We start from the raw sequence: 19,003 nt of genomic DNA, 5'->3' as shown, positions 1-19,003 counted from the left end.
GGTTTCTTTGCAAAATAGAAAAGAGCCGCAGATCAGTGCGGCTCTTTGTTTATTTTGTTAAGCTTTCGGTGATAAATTTCAGCTGTCCTTCTAGTGAAATTGGGTCTGTGAAATAGAAGCCGATTGGGTCAATTTTATAGACATGATCATTTTTGACAGCATCGAGGTTTTTCCAAATGGAACTGTCAAATACGCCGCCGTCATCTCCGCCTGATTGCCATGGACCCGCGAAAATGTAATCTCCGGCGAAGTCAGGGAGCTTTTCTAAAGAAATGCTGGTATATCCTGGGCCTTGGTCAATGGCTTTTTCCTTTGTCAGCTTTGTGGCCTGTAAACCAAGATCTTTGTAGACGATGCTTCCGCCTCTTCCGAAATCTTTACCGAATACATAAATGTCCTTGCCGTTTGTTTGCATAATGGAAACTGTTTTGTCACCGATGACTTTTTGAATTTTTGTTTTGGCTGCCGCTACTTTTTTGTCCCACTCGGCAAGCCACTCCTCCGCTTTATCTTCCGTTCCTGTCATTTTTGCAAATTCTTTCAGCTGTTCAATGTTGTCGAGCTTATCGTATTTCACCGCAACAGTTGGTGCGATTTTTTCGAGCTTTTTAATATCGGTGCCTTGTGTTGTCCAAACGATGATCAGGTCAGGCTTTAAATCAATCACTTTTTCAACAGAAGTGCCGTCTCCGATATTTGTGACTCCGTCGGTTTTACCTTTGTAGTAAGGGTTTTTAAATACATTTTCAGGTGCACCGACGACGTTGATGCCCAGTGTTTTGAAGTCTCCGTAGTAGCCGTCAGCCATGACAACCACCCGTTTAGGATGTTTAGGAATTTTCACATTTCCGTTTTCAGCCTTGTATGTAACGGTTTCTCCGTCTTTTGAATCAGAGGAAGAGCCTTTGCTTTCTGAATTATTTCCGCAGGCTGCCAGCGCTGCAATCAATAAAAGAGCAAAAAAAGCGGCGCCAAGCTTTTTGTATGTATGGGTCATATCTCATACCTTCTTTCAAAAAAATAGATGATAAAGAGAATCATTATCATCTGTGATTATACCATCACAAGTGCCAGTTGACACGATATTTTTGCATTTATATTCTCATTTTTATCAAAACGCTCTATTAAATCAGCGGAAAAAAGTGATATACTGAAACAGCAATTGATAATCATTATCATTATCGAAAGGAAGTACGGCTGTTGAGTCACATGAAAAATAAACAGATGATATTAGATGAAGAAATTCAATGGACATCCCGGTCGTTAGGTGCGGTCATTGTGCTTGTAGCGGGGTTATGTTTCCTATGCTTCGGGGCGATGCTGTCCATTTCTCTCGGTGCTGCGGATATCCATTTACGGACTGTGTGGGACGCTATCTTTCATTTTCAGCCAAATGAAACCTCCCACCAAATTATACACGATCTTCGGCTGCCAAGAACGGCTGCCGCCGCACTTGTCGGCGCATTGTTAGCCGTGTCTGGGGCGATCATGCAGGGCATGACAAGAAACCCATTGGCGGAGCCTTCTATCATGGGGATAACATCTGGCTCTGCTTTTGCCATTTCAATTGCGTTTGCTTTTTTTCCAGGGCTTTCAGCCATCGGGCTTGTGCTGTGGTCCTTTGCGGGTGCGGGACTGGGGGCATCGACAGTATTGGGCATCGGCATGTTTTCCAGAGGCGGTCTCACGCCTGTAAAGCTTGCTCTTGCCGGAACGGCCGTCAGTTATTTCTTTACGGGCATTTCAACCGCAATTGCGCTCCGTTTTGATGTAGCACAGGATGTCAGCTTTTGGTACGCAGGCGGGGTAGCGGGTGTGAAATGGTCAGGCGTACAGCTGCTGGTTATCGCAGGAGCTGTCGGTATAACGCTTGCTTTTATCATTGCCCGGTCTGTGACGGTGTTAAGCCTTGGTGACGATCTGGCGAAGGGGCTTGGGCAGTATACCTCTGCGGTAAAACTGGTTGGGATGCTTGTCGTTGTGGTGTTGACCGGTGCTGCTGTTTCCATTGCCGGCACTATTGCATTTATTGGACTGATCATTCCTCATATCACAAGGTTTTTGGTAGGGGTTGATTATCGGTGGATCATTCCTTGCTCGATGGTGCTTGGGGCTGTTTTGCTTGTTTTTGCTGACATTGCGGCCAGACTCGTGAACGCGCCGTTTGAAACGCCTGTCGGCGCTCTGACCTCTCTCATCGGTGTTCCCTTTTTCTTTTATTTGGCACGTCGTGAAAGGAGAGGGCTGTAATGAAAACGAAAACGAAAAAACCTCTTGTGGTAATAGCGGTGACTTTACTGCTGATCGTGCTTGTCTTTTTTATCAGTCTGAATCTGGGTGTCATTAAAATTGCTCCATTGCAAACGCTCAAGGTCTTTTTCGGGCAAGGGACGGCGCGGGATGAGCTTGTCTTATTTGAGTTCAGGCTGCCGCGAATAGTTTTGTCGTTGCTTGTTGGGGCGGGTATCGCTGTTGCCGGAGCCATTTTGCAAAGCGTGTCTCAAAATGATTTGGCTGAACCGGGTATTCTCGGGATTAACGCGGGGGGTTCGCTTGCTGTTGTGCTCTTTATTTACTTTTTTCAAGGGTCGGCATCAGATCTGGGCTTCTTAGGGACGTTTATGCTGCCGTTCAGTGCTCTGGCAGGCGCGTTCCTCGCTGCGTTTCTCATTTATCTCCTGGCTTGGAAAAAAGGTGTGACTCCGATTCGGCTGATCCTGGTCGGCATCGGTGTGAATGCGGGATTTAATGCCCTTTTGCTTATTTTTCAGCTCAAAATGGACCCGCATGACTTTATGCAGGCTGCGGTTTGGATATCAGGCTCGATATGGGGGGCCAATTGGAACATGATCTGGGCGGTACTCCCCTGGATTGTGATTTTGCTTCCTTTTACTTTATATAAAGCACGATATCTGAACATTTTACAGCTGGGAGACCAATTAGCGACCGGACTTGGCACTGCTGTTGAAAAGGAAAGACGGATTCTCCTTCTGGCAGCGGTCGCTCTTGCCGCATCCTGTGTGGCAGCTGCAGGAGGCATCGCGTTCCTCGGATTAATCGCACCGCATGTGGCAAGAAGGCTTACCGGTCCCCGCCATCAGACGCTTATACCCGTTTCCGCCTTTATCGGCGCGTTTCTGTTTCTGCTGGCTGATACGCTGGCGAGAAATGTATTGGCACCATCAGAAATTCCGGTCGGACTTGTCATCTCCGTTTTAGGTGCGCCTTACTTTGTTTATTTATTGATGAAATCGAATTGAGGAGGGGACCGAACTTGAATTCATTATCAACGGAACAGCTTGGGATCGGTTATGGCGACAGGCTGATTGTAGAAGATTTAAATATATCCATTCCTAAAGGAAAAATAACAACCTTAATTGGGCCGAATGGCTGCGGAAAGTCAACGATATTAAAAACGATGTCCAGAATTATGCGCTCGCATCAAGGTGCCGTTTACTTAAACGGCAATGCGATTCATAAAATGTCTACTAAGGACATTGCGAAGGATATGGCCATTCTGCCGCAGACGCCTGAGGCTCCGAGCGGATTAACGGTGTACGAATTGGTGTCGTACGGCAGATTTCCCCATCAATCAGGCTTCGGCAGATTAAATGATGAAGATCGCCGCATCATCAAATGGGCACTCGAAGAAACCGGCATGGCGGAATACCAAGAGCGTCCGATTGAGGCATTGTCAGGCGGACAGCGTCAGCGCGTGTGGATTGCGATGGCGCTTGCACAAGGGACAGAGCTGCTTTTGCTTGATGAGCCTACAACATATCTCGATCTTGCACATCAGCTCGAAATCCTGCAGCTGCTTGACAGACTGAACAAGGAACAGGGGCGGACGATTTTAATGGTCATTCATGATCTGAATCATGCGGCCCGTTTTTCCCATTATATGATTGCGCTCAAAAAAGGCAAGGTCATCAAGGAAGGGACCGCACTGGAGGTCATGACGCCGGATATTTTGAAGCGGGTATTCCAGATTGATGCTGAAATCGTCACTGATCCTCGTACAAATAAACCCGTATGCTTAACCTATGACCTGATTAAAACTGAAAAACAGCTTGTTTCTGTGTAAGAAAAATCCCGGTATAACGCCGGGATTTTTTATTTTCAACCCCCAAAAATGTAATTTCACTTACAAATTCCGTATTTTGAAGAAAAAGATTGAAAGTCTATTTGAATTAATAGATAATATTGGTTAGAATGTTTCGAAAATATTACGAAGATTACAGAAAGAGGAGATCATTGTGTCCAAGAAGAAAAAATGGCTTATTGCCGGTTCGATATGTGCCGGTGTGCTCGTACTGGCGGGGATCGGCGCCGGCGGTTTTTACTTTTTTACTCACATGAATCAAGTTGCCGTTTCATCGGAGCCTTATGCTGAATCAGTCGCGGTGTATATGGGCGGTGAATCTGAATCAGCCCAATCGTTTTCAGGAAAAGTTGAACCAGAGAAACAGCAAAAAGTATACATAGATTCAGAGAAAGGAAGCATTAAAAAAACGTACGTCAAAGAAGGCGATAAGGTCAAAAAAGGCGATAAGCTTTTTGAGTACGAGGGCGAGGATCATTCTGACGAAATTGAGCAAAGCAATTTACAAATTGAAATGACAAACCTTCAAATCAGCCGCTTGCAAAAATCAATAGCAGAAACAGAGAAGAAGCTGAAAACAGCCGGAAAAGACGAGAAAGCACAGCTTCAAGACGAGCTTGACCAGGCCAATTTTGATTTAAAGACAAGCCAGCTTGAACTGAAGCAGCACCAAAAAGAACTGGCTGCACAATCGAAAAACAAAGGTTCAAATGTGATCACAAGCAAGCATGACGGTATTGTTCAAAGCGTCAATCAGGATATTGCGGACGGCGCAACTGGTGATCAGGCAGCAGGACCGTATATCCAAATCGTTTCAACGGGCAAATACCTTGTAAAAAGCCAAATCAACGAGCTGTTAATGGACACGATTAAAAAAGGCAGCAAGGTCAGAGTTACGCTGAAAACAGGCAGTGAAGGCGAGTGGAAAGGCAAAATTACTTCAATCGGCAAGCTTCCTGCTGGAACAGGTGAGGGGGAAGCGTCAGAAAGTTATGCTGAAGAGGAAATGAATCCCCAATCTTCTAACTATCCTTTCACTGTTTTATTGGACAGCCATAAGGGCCTTGAAGTCGGCTATCATGTCAACATTGAAGTCATTAGTGACGAAGCTGATGCGAATACCATTAAGCTGCCTTCCGACATGATTATCCCGGACGATGGCGAACCGTATGTTTGGAAGACGGATGAGGATCAGAAGGCGGTTAAACAGCCTGTTGAAATCGGGGAAACAGACGAAAGTGACATGGTCGAAATCAAAAGCGGCCTGACACCGGAAGATTATGTGATCTATCCTGATCCCGCGGTCAAGGAAGGAAAGCAGGTTACAGTCAATGCTGACACTGAATAATGTTTCTAAATCGTACAAGCTGGGCAAAGAAGAGGTGCCGATCTTAAAGCAGATTAATCTCACCGTCAAGGCTGGTGAATTTCTGGCCATTATGGGGCCGTCCGGTTCAGGAAAGTCTACGTTAATGAATATTATAGGCTGTTTGGACAGGCCGACCTCCGGAACCTATATGCTAGACCAAATGGATGTATTAAAAGGGAAAGACGGTGCTTTGGCTGACATTCGCAACGAATCAATCGGATTTGTGTTTCAAACCTTTCATTTGCTGCCGCGCCTTACCGCATTGCAAAATGTCGAGCTGCCGATGATTTACAATAAGGTAAAGAAAAAAGAAAGAAGGCAAAGAGCCTACGAAGCTCTTGAAAAGGTTGGTTTGAAAGATAGGATCTCCTACAAACCGCCAAAGCTGTCCGGCGGACAAAAGCAGCGGGTGGCGATTGCAAGAGCCCTTGTCAATCAGCCGCGGTTTATTCTGGCAGATGAACCGACCGGGGCGCTTGATACAAAATCAAGTGAACAAATTTTGTCGCTGTTTTCACAATTGCATCAGGAAGGCACAACGATTATCATGATCACCCATGACCCGGACGTCGCCAGAAAAGCCGACAGAACCGTTTTTATCAGAGACGGAGAATTAGTGTTAGACGAGAGAGGGATTAGCCATGCTTGAACATATTCGGATCTCCTTTCAATCTATTTTTTCACATAAGCTGAGGTCGATTCTTACGATGCTTGGTGTCATTATCGGTATAGCGGCGATCATTGCGATCGTTTCTATGCTGAAAGGCCAAAGCGAGCAATTAAAGCAAAGTATGATTGGCATGGGAAATAACGCGATTAATGTAGTGTACCAGCCAACAGGCGGGGAGGAGGAAGGCGGTTACCAGGAGGTTTCTTATACGTCCGCCCCCCCTGTATCTGAAGAAACGATTGAGACGATAAAATCAGACCCTGTTGTAAAAGGATTATCTTTATATTACCTGTCTGAAGGCGCCTCCGTTTTTCACTTAACGAACGTTTCATATCCCCAAGTGTACGGAGTTGATGCTGATTATTTTGATATGTTCCCGATCAGCATCACAGAGGGGAGAAAACTGACGGAAAAAGAATTAAACAGCACACACCAAGTGGTTATGATCAATGAGGCTGCAAGAGATGAGCTGTTTCCTGACGGGGACGCTCTCCACAAAAACATCGAGCTGAACGGTGTGCCGTTCCGGGTTGCCGGTGTTTTTCAAGAAAAGAAACAGGAAGAAAGCATGTTTGGTGGCGACTATGCGAATCCGGTTTTATATGCGCCGAAAAAAGTGTGGCCGCTAATTGAAGGATTCGACGCACCGACACAGATTGCGGTGCAGGCAGACTCTTCTGAGCATATCCAAGAAGCCGGTGTAATGGCCGCGGATCTTCTAAATCAAGGACTGTCAGATGCTGATTTGGAAAAAGCGGAGTACAGCGTGATGGATCTTCAGGAGGTCGCTCAGGAAGTGGAATCCTTTAACCAGTCATTTGCTCTGCTGCTTGGCGGAATTGCCAGCATCTCACTTTTGGTCGGAGGCATCGGTGTCATGAACATTATGCTCGTTTCAGTGACGGAGCGCACGCGGGAAATCGGAATTAAGAAGGCGCTCGGTGCCAAGCGGCGCGTGATTTTATTTCAATTTTTAACAGAGGCCGTCGTGCTGACAATTATTGGCGGAATTCTCGGTGTGCTTGCGGGCTTTGGCATCGCTAAACTTATCACGGTTATCTTTCCGATGCCTTTCATCATCTCCGTTCCGGCAGTTATCGGAGCACTCATTTTCTCAATGGCAGTCGGCATTATTTTCGGCTTGCTGCCGTCCATTAAGGCATCGAAGCTTCAGCCTGTCGACGCGCTTCGATATGAATAAAAAGAACGCATCCAATCGGATGGCGTTCTTTTTTTAGCTGGGCAGTGATGAATTGCATTTATCCAAAATAAGAAAAACGGCTGCGAGAATCATCTCTTCTGTGGTTGACAGCCAAATGTCATGAATCATTTGATCTGTCGTATAAGCGGTTATCCATAAAAACAGCAGCTGGACGGTGCCGGCCATAAGGATAAAAGCTCGTCTTCCAGTCTTGAAAAACGTAAAACTATGTATCATCAGCCGTTCAAAAGGTTCAAAGCATAGTCCGATCACAAGAAATAACACAGCAAATAGCAGGACATGAGCAGCTGATCGGTAGCTCATTCCCGCCAAAGAAAAAACACTGAGAATGATAGTGAAATAGCAAAATAACACAGCCGCCGCTGCCAGCACGTACTGTACGGCCTGCTTTATTGTATCTTTTTGATGTAGCACTGATTCAGCTCCTTATCAGCGCTTGCAGAGAACGAGCGCTCTCTGCAAGCTGCCAGTTGTTTATTATTTACTGCTTTTCTTTTTCACAACCGGATGCTTTTCCTTTGAAAGGACATCCGTAAATTCTTTGCCTAAGTCAAGGTGTTCTTGGACGAAGGTTTCAGGAAGCATTGCGAGCCATTGGTTTAAAGACACATCGGCATAATGGTCATCTTTAAAGATTTCTAAAAAAACGAGCGGTTCATCGCCAAGGTTTTCTACGTAGTGGCCCATCGCAAATGGAACATAACCGACATCACCGGCTTGATAGTTAAAGGTTCTCGCATGGCCGTCAGCAGCAAAAACGGTCATTCTCGCTTTACCGGAGATGTAATATTGCCATTCATGCGTATTCGGATGCCAGTGAAGCTCTCTCATTGCGCCAGGTTCCACAGTTACGAGCGCTGATGCAATGGTTTTAGACACAGTAAAGTTTGTCGAATCCGCAATGTACACCTTTCCTCCTTCTGATGCAATCGGCTCCTGTTCAAGAAGGCGGTACGTAAACGGATAAGGCACTTCGCCGTACGGCCCTTCCACAATGTCATCTTTTAAACAGCCGGGTACAGGTTTTTCGAATATATATTTTTCTTTGCCTGGCAAATTGGCGATTTCTTCTTCTGTCACGCCGAAATTAGCGGCAATGACTTCTTTAGGGGTGTGGGCAAGCCAGTCTGTCAGCTGGAATGTGCTGTTTTCAGAGAATGACCCGTCGTCAAACACGAGCAGGAACTCTGCCCCTTCTTCGAGTGCTTGAATCGAGTGCGGCAGGCCTGACGGGAAGTACCATAAATCTCCCTCGCCTACATCATCAATAAAGCTGCGGCCCTTTTCATCCACGATCGTGACACGTGCTTTCCCATAGATCATGTATGCCCACTCTGCTTCCTTATGCCAATGAAGCTCGCGAATGGCGCCTGGCTTCAGCCGCATATTAACAGAAGCCAGATTTTCTGAAATCGGCAGCTCACGTACGGTAACTTCACGGGCGTACCCGCCTTTTTCCAAACGGTTATGAGTATCTGAGAAAGAAAACTTCATATTTTCAACGGTGCCATGATCGGTTTCCGGCGGTACAAGCATATCGGGATTCTGGCGGTCCCTTTCAATATTACGCGGGATTTTCACTGTCGCTCCCTTATCTCCTCTAATTGGCTGTGGAATGTCGTTTTGTTTTTTCATTTTCCAGCTCCTCCTTAAAAATAAATGTGACGCAGAAAGAGAATGTGAAAGGCCTTTCGTTTTCCCTTCTGTCTTGTTAAGTGAAAAAAAACGATGAAAAGTCAACTTCGATACAAAATTAATGTTTCGCTTTCTGATCTTTCACCTCTGTCATCAATTCAATGAGCTGATCGAACTTTTTCTCGAAACGGGTCAGCAGGTACATCGCAATCAGTGCCGGGAACCCCAGATTGCTGATCTGCTTGACGACCTCCTCTATAAAAACCTGATCCATGAAAAACACCTCCCTCCTTTTTGTGCAGTCATGTAAGTAAGTGAAGGGAACCCAAGAAATCGTAAACCATGACTGGAAGGTTTGCTTCAGCAAGCGCTAGTCTGAAAGTAGTAGTTTACTTTTTTTTGCTTTCCTTCATTTAATTTAGTAGGGAGGCGGTTTGATGGACTATCAGGGTCTGTTGCGATCGAAATGTAAGGAGATTATGAAGCATCCCATCGTGAGGCATTTTTTGAGCAATCCTCAACATTACCGTTTGTTCAAAAATGTAATGGAAAACCCGAATGAAAAGGATGCAAAATCGCTGGACGAGCAATTCAAGCAATTTTATAAGGAGATTCGCATCGTCAAGTACATGAATTCGATGATTCGGATTTTTTCCATCGATTTTGATAAGCGGGTTCGCAAAAATCAGAAACGGTATCCGCTGACGGTTGATCATCCGGAAGCAGGAGAACGACTTCCTTCCGAAACTGGAAGTGACGCGTTTGAGGAGTTTTTAGACCTGCAGGATGATTTGAGCCAGCATGTCCAGGATTATCAGCTTTATCAAGCGATTCAGAATCTGACTGACAAACAAAAAAGCGTGCTGACAAAAGTCTATCTTCACGGTGCCACGATGCAGGAAATCGCTGATTCATTAGGTGAGTCCCGGCAAAATATCTCTAATATTCATAAAAAGGGATTAGAAAATATTAGAAAGCAGCTAGCGGCGCAAAAAAAGGGGGAAAAGTAAACTGTGAGCGGCCAGTTTGAACATAATAGGAATCATGATGAAATGTACGACATTGAGCATCTGATTGCATGCTTTTCACCGATGATCAGAAAAAAACTCAGCAATACGTCCTATCAAGAAAGAGAAGATTTAGAGCAGGAGCTGAAAATCAAAATGTTTGAAAAGGCTGATATGCTTCTGTGTCAGGATGTTCCGGGATTTTGGGAGTTTATTTTATACATGGTAGATGAGAACTCATAACGATACCTCATTCTAAGAAAACGGGAACATTTTTGCAGGTTCCCGTTTTCTGCTGTTCACCCCCGTCAAGAGCCCTCCTATTCAAAAATGTACCAAAAAGAAACGATATAATGATAAGATGAAAAAAAACAGTGACAGAAAGGAACATAAAAGTGGAAAATGCGTCAATTTTAATCGTAGACGATGAGAAAGCGATTGTAGATATGATCAAACGTGTTCTCGAAAAAGAAGGTTATCGACATATAATGGATGCGGCAAGTGCAGAGGAAGCCATTCCGATCGTAAAGACAAATAAGGTTGATTTAATCGTATTGGATGTCATGATGGGCGGAATGACCGGTTTTGAGGCCTGCACATTAATCAGGGAGTATTCAGACGCCCCGATTTTTTTCCTGACGGCGAGATCATCGGACGCTGACAAATTATCTGGTTTTGCGGTCGGAGCTGATGATTATATTACAAAACCATTTAATCCGCTGGAATTAGCCGCGCGGATCAGAGCGCATTTAAAGCGTACCTATCAGTCGAAACCAGCTGAAACAAACAAAACCTATACATATGATTACTTTACATTTTCTCCGCAAAATGCCGAGTTGATTGTGGGCGGGGAAACTGTCGCCTGTTCGGCTCAGCTTTTGCAGCTGCTTCAATATTTTTGCGAACATCCCAATGTGGTGCTTTCTAAAGATCAAATTTATGAAAAAGTATGGGGCTATCCTTCGTACGGAGATAACAATACGGTCATGGTTCATATCCGCAAGCTCCGGGAAAAAATTGAGCGTGACCCGAGCAATCCGGAATATATCGTAACCGTTCGCGGTCTCGGATACCGTTTTATTCCGAGTCCAGAAGGAAACGGAAAGCGCCCATGAGGTTAAGATGGAAGTTTCTGTTTCACTTTTTCGGGCAGATGCTGATTGTTATCCTTCTTCTTTCGATCATGCTTGTGGCTTCTTTTTTCTATTTAGACTCGCGATTTAGCGATGCGGAATCCAATTCAGGGCTGACAAAGGCAACGACTGACACGCTTGAGGCATATCTCGATGTAAACGAAGACGGGTCATGGGAAGTGGACGATTTCCTGAAGAAATCTGTTGATAAACAGCACGGCTGGATGCAAATCATTGATTCTAATGGAAAAACGGATTATTCCTACAGTGTGCCGAAAGACGTGCCCGGCACCTACACAAAGAAGGAGCTTTTGTCTATTTATAAAAGCAAGAAGCTTGATAACTATAAGCTGAATTATTGGGCAATCAATATTGAAGACAAGTCATATCTCCTCTTGTTCGGCTGGAAGTCAAAGAGCGAGCAGCTGCTGACTTCCATTGAAAGCCGTGAACCGTCCCTCGACTCTTTGTCACAATATAAGTCCGGTACAGTTGACTATATTAAGCGGGAAAAAGGCGCCATTTACTTATTGGACAGCGATGGGAACATTCTCGACAGCATCAACAGTACAAAAAGTGAAAGAAAAACGATGAACCAGCTGGAACTGCTCAAATACAGCTCTAAACCCTGGAACTATAAACGGGAAATTTCCGTTAAGATCCTCAATAAAGACAGATGGATGGTCGCTACGGTGCCGAACCCTGTCTATGTAACCGATCAGGAGTTTAACAAATCGTTTCTTAATGTTGTCCTTAAAGCGATGTTCCTGATTATGGGCGTTCTGCTTCTCTATATTTTTTGGATGACGGCCTGGTATATGTTCAGGTTTGGCCTGCCGATTTTTCATACAATCAAATGGCTTGTCAATCTATCGAAAGGGAAGCTTGAAGAGCCGAAAAACCGTAAAGGGCGCCCAGTCAGCAAAAACAAAAAGGGGAAAATCAAACAGCCGTACCGTTTCTTCGGTGAGATATTTGAATCTATGGATCAGCTGACGGAAACGCTGCGACGGGACAAGAGAAACCGAGAAAAAATTCAGGCGACACGGGAAGAATGGATCGCCGGTTTGTCTCATGATTTAAAAACACCCCTCAGCAGCATTTACGGCTACAGCATGATGCTTGAATCGAAGCAATACGACTGGTCTCCTGATGAAGTGAAGGAAATGGGGCAGGTGGTCAGAGAGAAATCGGAATACATGTCAAAGCTCATCGAGGACTTAAATTTAACGTACCGTCTAAAAAATGACGCTCTGCCGATGGAGAGAAACCTCACAAGCCTCATTCCGTTCTTTAAAAATGTCATTGAGGATTTCAAGAAAAATCCGTTTTCTGAAGGGTATGATATCTCATTTGTATCAAGAGAAGAGCATATTGAATTTGCACTGGATGAAGCCTGGTTCAGACGCATCCTGGAAAATCTGCTCGGAAATGCTGTGAAGCACAACGATAAAGGAACAGCAATTCAGGTGATTCTTGAACAGACAAAAAATCATATTTCATTGAAGGTTAAAGACAATGGGAGAGGAATGGATGAGGAGACGATCACCCATTTATTTAACCGCTATTACAGGGGAACCAATACGAAAGATCCGGCTGCCGGGACGGGGCTTGGACTGGCGATTGCCAAAGAGCTGGTGCACCTGCATAATGGAACGATTCACGTCAACAGCAGGATCAATATTGGCTCCGTCATTACCATCCTTTTCAAAAAAGAATAAGGCATGTGGTTTGGACATCTCTTTGCCGGGAATAACAATATATAGAATGAAGCTAAAGAGGTGTTACACATGGATGCAGTATTAGAAGCAGATACTAGGGCAGTAATCGGTGAAGGCCCGTTATGGGATGAAGAAAACGGCCGACTATATTGGGTTGATATTTTAGGAAGTGAACTCCATATTTTTGATCCTAAAGAAAAAATCAATCGTTCGGTCAAATTTACATCCTTTGTGACGGCGCTTGCGAAATATTCAAAGGATGAGCTGATCATGACGATGAAAGACGGTTTTTACCTGTATCATCTTCATGATGACAGTCTTGAAAAAATCAAACAGCCGAAGGATATGCATGAGAGCCTTCGGTTTAACGACGCCAAATGTGATCCGTACGGAAGGCTTTGGGCAGGGACGACGAGCATGGAAGGCGAACAAAAACAAGCCTCGCTTTATCGTTTGGACGCAGATGGGAGCCTTGTCAAAATGAAAGATCAAGTCTCAACCTCGAACGGTTTGGATTGGGATCGCGAACGCAACCTGATGTACTACATTGACACGCCGACGCAGGAGATTGTGTGCTATCAATACGATCCCGAAAGCGGAAACGTCTCAAACCCCGAGACTGTCTATCGTTTTGAAAAATCGGATGGGCTGCCGGATGGCATGACAATTGATCAAAACGGCATGCTGTGGGTAGCGCTGTTTGGCGGAAGCCGTGTGGTTCACATTGATCCTTTTCAGAAAAAAGAAATTGATTCAATAAGTGTTCCGGCCAAATATGTCACGTGCTGTGCGTTCGGCGGCCAAGACATGAAAACCCTTTACATCACAACAGCTACTGAACAAATGACCGAAACAGAAAGATATGAACAGCCTCATGCGGGCGGATTGTTTTCAGCCAGACTTGAAACGGGCGGATATCAGCCGGTTCCATTCGCTGGGGAGTTATAAAAAAAACGCATCCGAAAACGGATGCGTTTTTGCATTTAAAGTGAACGGATAATTCCGCCTTCCACACGCTGTGCCGTGCCATTAATGGCAGATGCGGCATCAGATGCGAGGAATACAATTGTGTTGGCGACTTCTTCAGCTGTTGCGTATCTTTGAATGAGTGAAGTCGGCTCATTCACTTTAAAATAGTCTTGCACAAATGTATCTGTATCCTGGCCGGCTGCCTTTGCGGCGCCCTCCATATAGGACGCAACGCCTTCTGTCCAAGTAGGTCCCGGAAGCACTGAATTAACCGTAACGTTTGTGCCCTTCGTCATTTCAGCCATTCCTCTGGACAGGCTGATCAGCGCTGTTTTGGTCATTGAATAAGGAATCATAGTCGGAAGCGGTTTAACGCCTGCTTCACTTGCAATATTCAAAATGCGGCCGCTGTTTTTGGCAAGCATCTTTGGAAGGAAGTGACGGCTTGTCCGAACAGCGCTCATCACGTTTACTTCAAAATATTGATTCCATTCTTCATCCGTTACCTCGGCGAAATCCTTCACTTCAAAGAAACCGAGGTTGTTGACAAGAACATCTATATCACCGATCTGCTTCACTTTTTCCAGAAAAGCTGCTGCTTCATCCGGTTTTGATAAGTCGGCGGCTGCTCCATGCACCGTTCCATAGGAAGAAAGCTCCTCAACCGTGCGATCGACTGTCTCTTGTGTTCGGCCATTGACTACAACGGCTGCACCTTCTTGCAAAAAGCTTTTCGCCGCGGCTTTCCCGATGCCGGAAGTTGAGCCTGTGATTAAGACGAGCTTGTCTTTTAGCTGTAAGTCCATAAAAATCATTCCTTTTTTATTGATCATGCTACTTAGTATACAAGATGAAATTTAGTGTTTACGAGAATTTTGCTTCCATACATGCAGCGGCGGAAAAGTCATTCATACTGCATATACAAGCCTGTCAGCCATATAGTATAATAACTCCGAAAAAGGATACGAATGTCAAACAGGTGCCGGTACGTGAAAATAGCCGGCTTAATAGGGAAACCGGTAAAAGCCGGTGCGGTCCCGCCACTGTAATTGGCCTTTGCGCCAAGAGCCAGGATACCTGCCTGTTTGATAAGCACGAAGTCTGCGAGGACAGATGATGTGTAAACAATAGGCTTTTTTGTTGTTTACAGCGTCTTTACCATCGTAGAGATGCTTTTTTAGTTCATTTAGGAGGAAAGGGTATGAAAAAATTAGCCGGAATATGGACGGCGCTTCTGCTGACCGCTATTATGATTTCAGGCTGCGGCAATGCGGCAGATGAGAAGGATTCCGTTGCAAAGCAAAAGACAGCCGCGTCTGAAGCGTTCCCTGTCACAATTGATGATGCGTCAAGCGAAGACGTTACCATCAAAAAGGAGCCGAAAAAAATTGTTTCATTAATGCCGAGCAACACGGAAATTATATATGCTCTCGGACTCGGTGACAAAGTGGTCGGCGTCACCAAAAACGATACATATCCAAAGGAAGTCAAACAGGTTGAGAAGGTTGGGGATATGAATGTAAACGTTGAGAAAGTCATTTCTCTTAAACCTGATCTCGTTCTCGCCCATGAATCTTCCATGTCAGCCTCAGCTGATGCCATTAAGCAGCTGAAAGACGCTGGCATTCCTGTGCTGACTGTCAATGATGCACAATCTTTCGCAGAGGTATACAAATCAATCGAAATGATCGGTGAAGCTGCCGGGGTCGAGAAAAAAGCGGGCCAACTGGTCAACAGCATGAAATCAGACCTGCAGGAGATTAAAGAAAAAGCGAAATCCATTTCAAAAGACGAGGAAAAAAGCGTCTTTATTGAGGTTTCGCCTGATCCTGACATTTACACAACCGGAAAAGACACGTTTATGAATGAAATGCTGAATGTCATCCATGCTAAAAACGCTGCAGCGGATCAAAAAGGCTGGGTGCAAATGACAGACGAGGCCATCGTTAAGCTGAATCCAGACACCATTGTCACAACGGACGGTGTAAAAGCGGATGCGGTGGAAAAACGCGATGGCTGGAGCGGAATCAATGCTGTGAAACATCATCGCGTTTATGATGTTGATCCGGATCTCGTCACACGTTCAGGTCCGCGTCTGATCGAAGGGGTCGAAGAACTTGCGGAAAGCATTTACCCGGATACGTTTAAAGAATAATCGTTTTGCTGCTTATAGCATCAGTTTCTTATTTTTAGCCGCTAGTATCATATTGGGGATTTCCTGCGGCAGTCTGCAAATTCCGATACCCGCCATCTTCCATATCTTTTGGCATGAAGGCTTTGGCGGCTCTGCCGGCTCCTATGATCCAATGTATACAAATATTATGTTGAATATCAGACTGCCGAGAGTTGTGCTGGCCGCCCTTGTGGGGGCGGCTCTTTCTATCGCTGGGGCTGCTTTTCAGGGGCTGTTGAAAAATCCGCTTGCTGATCCCTACACGCTCGGTGTTTCATCCGGTGCTTCAGTGGGGGCGGTTGTGACCCTATTCTTTAGCCTGCAGCTTCCTGTCATCGGAGGCTTTACACTGCCGGTTGTGAGTGTAACCGCGGCACTTGTCACGATGGCGGCGGTCCTTTTCTTCAGCCGCCTCGTTCATGCATCAATGTCTGTTTCCACCCTCATTTTGACCGGTGTCATCATCAATTCATTTTTGGGCGCATTTATTTCTCTTGTCATTGCTCTGACAGGAGATAATTTACTGCCTATTGTGCATTGGCTGCTTGGCAGCGTCTCGATGAGAGGCTGGAGCTACGTTGCGCTGTTTCTCCCGTTTTTTCTTTTAGGAATCATGCTGCTGATCATAAACGGAAGGGAACTCAACGTGATGACCTATGGAGAGGAGAAAGCGAGGCTTCTCGGGGTCAGCGTCCAGCATAGAAAAATGATGATTTTAATTGCAGGGTCACTGCTGACGGGCGGCGCTGTGGCTGTATCCGGCACCATTGGCTTTGTCGGACTTGTGATTCCGCATATCACAAGATTGCTGTGGGGAACGGATCATCGGCATTTATTGCCGCTGTCTGCCTTGCTTGGCGCGGGATTTCTCGTCTTGGCCGATCTGCTATCGAGAACAATGATTGAGCCGATTGAATTGCCGATCGGCATTATTACAGCTTTAGCGGGAGCTCCTGTTTTCGCTCTGATTTTAATTCGGCAGCATCGCGGGGGGAGAAGCTTATGATTAAGGCAGAAGGGCTGTCGGGAGGTTACGGAGACAGCCGGCTGATTAAAAATATCAGTTTAACAGTGAAGAAGGGAGAATTTCTTGGCATTCTCGGACCGAATGGGAGTGGAAAAACAACACTGCTTCACTTGCTGACAGGAACACTTCCGCCAATAGAAGGCTCCGTTTGTCTGGCTGGCAAACCACTCACTGAATATAAGCCGAAGGAACTGGCGCAAATGATGGCAGTTCTGCCGCAAAAAACAGATCAAGCCTTTAGCTTTACTGTCAAAGAAACCGTATCCTTCGGCAGATACCCATTTCAAAAAGGGCTGTTCAGCCAGCAGACTGAAGAGGATGAAGCCATCATTGAGAATGCGATGAAACAAACAGGGGTACTTGCCTTCGCTGACAAATCGATTCGTGATCTAAGCGGGGGTGAACAGCAGCGGGTTTATTTGGCTCAAGCACTGGCGCAGCAGCCGCGCATTTTATTTTTAGACGAACCGACTACTTTTCTGGATTTGGCCTATCAAAAAGAACTGCTCGATCTTATCAAGCGCCTGACGAGAGAAAATGGGCTGGCTGCTGTCAGTGTTTTTCACGATCTTAATACCGCTAGCCTGTACTGTGATGAAATCGTCTTTATAAAAAACGGAACAGCCGGGCCTAAGCAAAAACCGGAAACTGCCATCACAGAAGAGCACATAAAGGCGTTGTATAACACGAAAGTCAGCGCCTTACTCCATCATCAATTGCCTAAACCGCTTATTGCGATTCAGCCTGAAGAGGCCGCCCTAAAGCTGCAGGCGATTCCATTTGAAGCTTTGCTGCAAGTGCGGCGCGACGAGATCCTTTTGCAAACGGAAATCCCGCTCCGGACGCTGTCTTCGGCTCCTATCGGTTCAGGCTTTTCTTGGAACCGGACGTTTCTCCATAAACGGCTGCCTGCCCATTCAGATCAAAAAGAAGGGCTTACAGCCTATTTATCTGAAAACGGCTTTTATCCGCAGGAAACCTGTGCGATGGCCTCCTCCGGCAGACTTGACCGGCTTGTGTGCCGTACGTTTGAAGACGAAGAGCTGTCCGTTTGTATTTGTGTCATGTCTGGCTTTTCGATATGGATTTTGATCAACGGCTTTGCGACAGACCAATTCTTCGTCAGGGCTGTCATGGGAGCGGAAGCCGAGCGCATGAAAGTGCTGGGCGGTGAACAAAATGAACCTGGAGAAATCCTCGTTGCAGCGACACAAACTAAAGAGACATCTTCAGAAGAAAACATAGAAAAACGGCTGAAACAATTGATTCGGTTTGGGACAGCTGAATGTGTGCGAGAGGCTGCGGACCTGCTTGAATAAGTCTGTAAAGGAGACAGATATGATGAAACTATATACAAAAACAGGCGATAACGGGCAAACGAGCTTAATCGGAGGCAGAACAGATAAGGACAGCCTCCGAGTAGAAAGCTACGGCACGATTGATGAGCTGAACAGTTTTGTCGGGCTGGCCTTGGCTGAGCTCTCCGGAAAGCGTGGCTTTGAGGATCTAACGGCCGAGCTGCTCAACATCCAGCACGAGCTCTTTGACTGCGGGGGCGATCTGGCAATCATCACAGAAAAAAGAGACTATAAGTTGAAGGAAGAATCCGTCTCCTTTTTAGAAATGCGCATCGACGCCTATACAGAAGAGGCACCTGACCTAAAGAGATTTATTCTTCCGGGCGGATCAAAGGCCGCTTCGCTTCTCCATGTGGCACGCACGATTACAAGGCGGGCGGAACGCCAAGTGGTGGCGCTGATGAAAACGGAAGAGATCCATGAAATGGTGCTCCGTTATCTCAATCGGTTGTCCGACTATTTCTTTGCCGCAGCACGGGTTGTCAATGTGAGAAGCGGTATTGACGACGTGGAGTATGAAAGAAGCGCTATTGTGTTTCGCGATCGAAACAGCAGCGAATCAAAAAAACATGAATGAAAGCTGGCATTTTCAATACATGCCGGCTTTTTATTTTTTC

20 protein-coding genes and 1 riboswitch are annotated in these 19,003 nt (G+C 45.7%); of the genes, 15 read left to right on the top strand and 5 right to left on the bottom strand.

The genetic code is table 11. The features are described 5' to 3' along the window. Positions 1-49: 49 nt before the first annotated feature. Positions 50-997, bottom strand: a complete 948-nt coding sequence (locus tag HC660_RS16795) for an iron-hydroxamate ABC transporter substrate-binding protein (protein ID WP_168748729.1) — start codon at positions 995-997, stop codon at positions 50-52. 212 nt (positions 998-1,209) lie between these two features. Between HC660_RS16795 and HC660_RS16790 the strand changes: the two genes are divergently transcribed. From HC660_RS16790 to HC660_RS16765, 6 genes are all read left to right on the top strand, one after another. Beyond that, complete coding sequence (locus HC660_RS16790; RefSeq protein WP_168749506.1) at positions 1,210-2,250, top strand: FecCD family ABC transporter permease; 1,041 nt, start codon at positions 1,210-1,212, stop codon at positions 2,248-2,250. After that, positions 2,250-3,260 carry a FecCD family ABC transporter permease gene (locus tag HC660_RS16785; protein WP_168748728.1) on the top strand — a complete coding sequence of 337 codons (1,011 nt, stop codon included), beginning with the start codon at positions 2,250-2,252 and terminating at the stop codon, positions 3,258-3,260. The genes HC660_RS16790 and HC660_RS16785 overlap by 1 nt, the downstream gene beginning before the upstream one ends. 14 nt (positions 3,261-3,274) lie before the next feature. Further along, positions 3,275-4,084, top strand: coding sequence for an ABC transporter ATP-binding protein (locus tag HC660_RS16780; protein ID WP_168748727.1), 810 nt, complete (start codon positions 3,275-3,277; stop codon positions 4,082-4,084). A gap of 172 nt (positions 4,085-4,256) precedes the next feature. Next, on the top strand, positions 4,257-5,450 hold the full coding sequence (locus tag HC660_RS16775) for an efflux RND transporter periplasmic adaptor subunit (protein ID WP_168748726.1): 1,194 nt from the start codon (positions 4,257-4,259) through the stop codon (positions 5,448-5,450). Then, positions 5,434-6,120 carry an ABC transporter ATP-binding protein gene (locus HC660_RS16770; protein ID WP_010331856.1) on the top strand — a complete coding sequence of 229 codons (687 nt, stop codon included), beginning with the start codon at positions 5,434-5,436 and terminating at the stop codon, positions 6,118-6,120. Before HC660_RS16775 ends, HC660_RS16770 begins: the two co-directional genes overlap by 17 nt. Beyond that, positions 6,113-7,342: an ABC transporter permease gene (locus tag HC660_RS16765; protein WP_168748725.1), complete on the top strand. Its 1,230-nt coding sequence runs from the start codon at positions 6,113-6,115 to the stop codon at positions 7,340-7,342. Before HC660_RS16770 ends, HC660_RS16765 begins: the two co-directional genes overlap by 8 nt. Positions 7,343-7,375: 33 nt before the next feature. On the opposite strand, the gene HC660_RS16760 is transcribed toward HC660_RS16765, so the two are convergent. The 3 genes from HC660_RS16760 to HC660_RS16750 form a co-directional block, all read right to left on the bottom strand. Next, a complete protein-coding gene (locus tag HC660_RS16760) occupies positions 7,376-7,777 on the bottom strand; it encodes an acid stress-sensitive anti sigma factor RsiO (RefSeq protein ID WP_168748724.1) in 402 nt (133 codons plus the stop codon). Positions 7,778-7,840: 63 nt separating this feature from the next. Further along, the gene (oxdC, locus tag HC660_RS16755) at positions 7,841-8,998 is read right to left on the bottom strand and encodes an oxalate decarboxylase (protein WP_010331853.1); all 1,158 of its coding nucleotides are present in this window, start codon (positions 8,996-8,998) and stop codon (positions 7,841-7,843) included. Between the two features lie 118 nt (positions 8,999-9,116). Further along, positions 9,117-9,272: a YvrJ family protein gene (locus HC660_RS16750; protein ID WP_010331852.1), complete on the bottom strand. Its 156-nt coding sequence runs from the start codon at positions 9,270-9,272 to the stop codon at positions 9,117-9,119. Positions 9,273-9,477: 205 nt separating this feature from the next. Between HC660_RS16750 and sigO the strand changes: the two genes are divergently transcribed. From sigO to HC660_RS16725, 5 genes are all read left to right on the top strand, one after another. Next, positions 9,478-10,008 carry an RNA polymerase sigma factor SigO gene (gene sigO, locus HC660_RS16745; protein WP_168749505.1) on the top strand — a complete coding sequence of 177 codons (531 nt, stop codon included), beginning with the start codon at positions 9,478-9,480 and terminating at the stop codon, positions 10,006-10,008. 3 nt (positions 10,009-10,011) lie between these two features. Continuing rightward, on the top strand, positions 10,012-10,248 hold the full coding sequence (gene rsoA, locus HC660_RS16740; RefSeq protein ID WP_168748723.1) for a sigma-O factor regulator RsoA: 237 nt from the start codon (positions 10,012-10,014) through the stop codon (positions 10,246-10,248). 152 nt (positions 10,249-10,400) lie between these two features. Then, positions 10,401-11,120, top strand: coding sequence for a two-component system response regulator YvrH (gene yvrH, locus HC660_RS16735; RefSeq protein ID WP_026014607.1), 720 nt, complete (start codon positions 10,401-10,403; stop codon positions 11,118-11,120). Next, positions 11,117-12,859, top strand: coding sequence for a two-component system sensor histidine kinase YvrG (yvrG, locus tag HC660_RS16730; RefSeq protein ID WP_010331848.1), 1,743 nt, complete (start codon positions 11,117-11,119; stop codon positions 12,857-12,859). The genes yvrH and yvrG overlap by 4 nt, the downstream gene beginning before the upstream one ends. A 69-nt stretch (positions 12,860-12,928) precedes the next feature. Continuing rightward, complete coding sequence (locus HC660_RS16725) at positions 12,929-13,807, top strand: SMP-30/gluconolactonase/LRE family protein (protein ID WP_010331847.1); 879 nt, start codon at positions 12,929-12,931, stop codon at positions 13,805-13,807. 35 nt (positions 13,808-13,842) lie between these two features. Here the strand turns inward: HC660_RS16725 and HC660_RS16720 are convergent, their stop codons facing one another. Then, positions 13,843-14,634, bottom strand: coding sequence for an SDR family NAD(P)-dependent oxidoreductase (locus tag HC660_RS16720; protein ID WP_010331846.1), 792 nt, complete (start codon positions 14,632-14,634; stop codon positions 13,843-13,845). A gap of 154 nt (positions 14,635-14,788) precedes the next feature. Next, positions 14,789-14,927, top strand: a riboswitch (cobalamin riboswitch). A 102-nt stretch (positions 14,928-15,029) separates the two neighbouring features. Between HC660_RS16720 and HC660_RS16715 the strand changes: the two genes are divergently transcribed. Genes HC660_RS16715 through HC660_RS16700 form a run of 4 tightly spaced genes read left to right on the top strand, consistent with a single transcriptional unit; the run spans position 15,030 to position 18,963 of the window. Beyond that, positions 15,030-15,983, top strand: a complete 954-nt coding sequence (locus tag HC660_RS16715; RefSeq protein WP_168748722.1) for an ABC transporter substrate-binding protein — start codon at positions 15,030-15,032, stop codon at positions 15,981-15,983. Further along, positions 15,946-17,007, top strand: coding sequence for a FecCD family ABC transporter permease (locus tag HC660_RS16710; protein WP_168748721.1), 1,062 nt, complete (start codon positions 15,946-15,948; stop codon positions 17,005-17,007). Before HC660_RS16715 ends, HC660_RS16710 begins: the two co-directional genes overlap by 38 nt. Beyond that, a complete protein-coding gene (locus HC660_RS16705; protein WP_168749504.1) occupies positions 17,007-18,347 on the top strand; it encodes an ABC transporter ATP-binding protein in 1,341 nt (446 codons plus the stop codon). The genes HC660_RS16710 and HC660_RS16705 overlap by 1 nt, the downstream gene beginning before the upstream one ends. A 22-nt stretch (positions 18,348-18,369) precedes the next feature. Continuing rightward, positions 18,370-18,963, top strand: a complete 594-nt coding sequence (locus tag HC660_RS16700) for a cob(I)yrinic acid a,c-diamide adenosyltransferase (RefSeq protein WP_168748720.1) — start codon at positions 18,370-18,372, stop codon at positions 18,961-18,963. Positions 18,964-19,003: the final 40 nt, after the last annotated feature.

The organism is Bacillus mojavensis (assembly GCF_012648005.1).
GTDB classification, from domain to species: Bacteria; Bacillota; Bacilli; order Bacillales; family Bacillaceae; genus Bacillus; species Bacillus mojavensis.
This window is presented reverse-complemented; position numbering and strand designations above follow the sequence as displayed.